The following is a 3,792-nucleotide window of genomic DNA, read 5'->3' on the forward strand; positions in this document are numbered from 1 at the left end:
CGGGTGTAGGCGTCGTCGCGCGCCTCGGCGAGCGTCGCCCCGGTGCCGACCACCGAGAGGACCCGCCCACCCGCAGAGACCACCGCCCCGTCCTCGCGGCGCCGGGTCCCGGCGTGCAGGACCCCCGGAGCGTCGGCCCCCGTGATCACCTCGCCGGTCCGGACTACTCCCGGGTAGCCCTCCGCCGCGACGACGACGGTCACGGCGTAGCCGTCGGCCCAGGTCGGGGCGGGTTCGGCACCGAGCCGGCCGGTGGCCGTCGCGAGCAGCAGCGAGGACAGCGACGAGCGCAGCAGGGCGAGGACGACCTGGGTCTCCGGGTCCCCGAAGCGGCAGTTGAACTCCACGACCTGCGGGCCCGACGAGGTGAGCGCGAGCCCGGCGTAGAGCAGGCCCGAGAACGGGGTCCCGCGCCGCGCCATCTCCGCGGCGACCGGCCGCACGATGCGCTCCACCACGTCGTCGACGAGGGAGGCCGGTGCCCACGGCAGCGGGGCGTAGGCGCCCATGCCGCCGGTGTTGGGCCCCGCGTCGTCGTCGCCGAGGCGCTTCGCGTCCTGTGCGGGCAGCAACGGCACGACGTCGGTGCCGTCGACGCAGCAGAACAGCGAGACCTCGGGGCCGTCCAGGAACGACTCGAACAGCACCGGGTGCCCGGCCTCGAGCAGCGCCATCGCGTGCGCCCGGGCGTCGTCGTACTCGGAGGTGACGAGCACGCCCTTGCCCGCGGCGAGCCCGTCGTCCTTGACCACCCACGGCCCGCGGCGATCCCCGCTCGCCCCGCCGAACTTCTCCAGCACCGCGTCCAGTCGCGCCGGGGTGTCGACGATCTCGGCCGTCGCCGTGGGGACGCCCGCCGCGGCCATGACGTCCTTCGCGAACGCCTTCGAGCCCTCGATCCGGGCGGCCGCGGCGGTCGGCCCGAAGCAGGGGATGCCGGCCTCGCGCAGCGCGTCGCCGACCCCGGCGACCAGCGGCGCCTCGGGCCCGACGACGACGAGGTCGGCCCCCCAGCGCCGCGCCAGCTCGACGACGGCGGGTCCCGACGTCGGGTCGGCCAGGCCCGGGTGCTCGGCGAGGCCCGCGGTGCCGGCGTTGCCCGGGGCGGCCGCCAGGGCGGTCACCGTGGGGTCGGCCGCGAGGGCGAGCAGCAGGGCGTGTTCGCGGGCTCCGGACCCGATGACCAGGACGCGCACGACCGCCGACCCTACGGGGCCACCCCGCACCGGCTGTTCACCGCGGGGTCGCCGGGACGGGTGGCGGGCGACGACGCCCGCGGGCGACGATCGCCGACCATGGAGATCACCCGCCGTGCCGCGTTCGTGACCGCCGGTGGCCTCGCGGTCGCCGGCCTGGCCGCCTGCTCGAACGCCGGGTCGCCGGGGCCGGCGGCGGGGCCCGGCGCGACGCCGACGGCCGGCGGCGGGGCCCCGGGCCCGGGCGTCCCGACGGGCGCTCCCGCTCCGGCGCCGGTCGTGCCCGGGCCGGGCCCGGACCGGACGTCGGTGACGATCGTCGGACACCGCGGCGCGGCCGGGTACCGCCCGGAGCACACCGTCGCGTCCTACTCGCTGGCGGCGCGCTTCGGGGTCGACGCCGTCGACGTCGACCTCTGCCCCACGCGGGACGGCCACCTGGTCGCGCGTCACGAGCCGGAGATCGGCGGGACCACCGACGTCGCCCTGCACCCCGAGTTCGCGTCGCGGCGCACCACGAAGGTCATCGACTCCACGCCGACCGAGGGCTGGTTCACCGTCGACTTCACCCTCGCCGAGCTCAAGACGCTCCGCGCGGTCGAGCGGATCCCGGCGACCCGCCCGCACAACACGCTCTACGACCGGCGCTACGGGATCCTCACCCTCGACGAGGTCCTCGACACCCTCGACGGCCTCTCGCGCGAGCTGGGCCGCCGTGTCGGCGTCCTCCCCGAGGTCAAGCACTCGACCTTCCACCGCTCGATCGGGCTGCCGGTCGAGCCGGCGCTCGTCGACACGCTGCGCCGCCGCGGGCTCGCGGCCGACCCGCACGTGATCATCCAGTCCTTCGAGACGGCGAACCTGAAGGAGCTCAGGACGCAGGTCGGCTGCCCCCTGCTGCAGCTGATCGACGCGGCCGGCGTCGCTCCCGCCGACCTCGTCGCGGCGGGCGACCACCGCACGTTCGACGACCTCGTCACCCCCGCCGGACTGCGGGAGATCGCCGGCTACGCCACGTGGATCGGGCCGACGAAGGAGCGCGTGATCGGCCCGACGGGCACGCCGACGTCCCTGCTCGCGGACGCGCGGGCGGTCGGGCTGCGCACGATGCCCTACACGTTCCGCAACGAGAACGAGTTCCTCCCGGCGCCGCTGCGACGCGGGGAGCACCCCGGTCAGCCCCCGGAGGCGGCGCCGCGGTCGACCTACGGCGACGCGTTCGGCGAGTACGCCCGGTACCGAGCGCTCGGCATCGAGGGGCTCTTCAGCGACAACGGCGACACCGCCGTCGCGGCCTGGGCCGGCTGAGCGGCTACCGGTGCACCGTCGGGCGCCCGTCCTCGGCGAGGACGAGCGGCAGCAGCCGGCGGTCGAGGTAGCACCACCGCCACGCCTCGCCCGGCTCGAAGGACTGCATGACGGGGTGCCCCGTGGCCTCGTGGTGGGCCGTGGCGTGCCGGTACGGGCTGGAGTCGCAGCACGCGACGTGCCCGCAGGTCATGCACATCCGGAGGTGGGCCCACGCGTCGTGACCGGCCTCCCGGCAGTCCGGGCAGATCAGGCCCGGGGTGTCGGGATCGACCGACGGCGTGGGCTGGGGGTTGTGCTTGGACTCGATGAGGTGTTCACAGGCGCCCACGTCACCATTCTAGGTGACGAGGTCTCCAACTACCCCGTCGCTGCGCTCGCCCCTGACCACCTACTCCGTCGCTGCGCTCGCCCCTGACCGCGTGATCGTCTCGTCGCGCCCCGGCCCGACCCCGATCGCGGAGATCCGGGCCATCGACAGCTCCTCGAGGCGCTCGACGTAGTCCCGGGCCGCCGCCGGGAGGTCGTCGAACGACCGGCAGGCCGAGATGTCCTCGAACCAGCCGGGCATGCGCTCGTAGACCGGCGTCGCGTGGTGCAGGTCGGACTGCGTCATCGGCATGTCCTCGACCCGCTTGCCGTCGATCTCGTAGGCGACGCAGATCGGGACCTCCCGCAGGCTCGAGAGCACGTCGAGCTTGGTGAGGAAGATGTCGGTCAGACCGTTGACACGGGTCGCGTACCGGGCGATCACGGCGTCGAACCAGCCGCAGCGCCGGCTGCGCCCGGTGGTCACCCCGAACTCGCCGCCCTGCTTGCGCAGGTACTCGCCGTCGTCGTCGAACAGCTCCGTCGGGAACGGGCCGGACCCGACGCGCGTCGTGTACGCCTTGAGGATCCCGATGACGCGGTCGATGCGTCCCGGCCCGATGCCCGAACCGGAGACCGCGCCGCCCGCGGTCGGGTTCGACGACGTCACATAGGGATACGTGCCGTGGTCGACGTCCAGCAGCGTGCCCTGCGAGCCCTCCAGCAGCACCGTCTCGCCGCGTTCGAGCGCCTGGTTGAGCGCGAGGCGGGTGTCGGCGACGCGGTGGGCGAAGCCCTCGGCCTGGCCGAGCACCTGGTCGGCGACCTCGTCGGGGTCGAGCGCGCGTCGGTTGTAGACCTTGACGAGGATCTGGTTCTTGAGGTCGAGTGCGGCCTCGACCTTCTCCCGCAGGATCTTCTCGTCGAACACGTCCTGCACGCGGACCCCGACGCGCGCCACCTTGTCCTGGTACGCGGG

At 74.6% G+C, this 3,792-nt stretch carries 4 protein-coding genes; 1 reads left to right on the top strand and 3 read right to left on the bottom strand.

Going from position 1 to position 3,792, the window contains the following annotated elements; genetic code table 11:
* Positions 1 to 1,196 (bottom strand): phosphoribosylamine--glycine ligase (gene purD, locus AC0CYZ_RS24965; protein WP_472220357.1); only part of this gene is annotated, 1,196 nt, incomplete at its 3' end.
* A gap of 99 nt (positions 1,197 to 1,295) precedes the next feature.
* On the opposite strand from purD, the gene AC0CYZ_RS24970 reads away from it, so the two are divergent.
* Positions 1,296 to 2,504: a glycerophosphodiester phosphodiesterase family protein gene (locus AC0CYZ_RS24970; protein ID WP_472220359.1), complete on the top strand. Its 1,209-nt coding sequence runs from the start codon at positions 1,296 to 1,298 to the stop codon at positions 2,502 to 2,504.
* A 4-nt stretch (positions 2,505 to 2,508) separates the two neighbouring features.
* Here AC0CYZ_RS24970 and AC0CYZ_RS24975 read toward each other — a convergent pair whose 3' ends face one another.
* Together AC0CYZ_RS24975 and AC0CYZ_RS24980 are read right to left on the bottom strand one after the other, a co-directional pair.
* Positions 2,509 to 2,835, bottom strand: coding sequence for a UBP-type zinc finger domain-containing protein (locus AC0CYZ_RS24975; protein WP_472220361.1), 327 nt, complete (start codon positions 2,833 to 2,835; stop codon positions 2,509 to 2,511).
* A 60-nt stretch (positions 2,836 to 2,895) separates the two neighbouring features.
* The coding region (locus AC0CYZ_RS24980) for an adenylosuccinate synthase (RefSeq protein WP_472220363.1) at positions 2,896 to 3,792 on the bottom strand (897 nt) is incomplete at its 5' end.

It is taken from the genome of Actinomycetospora sp. (assembly GCF_055612215.1).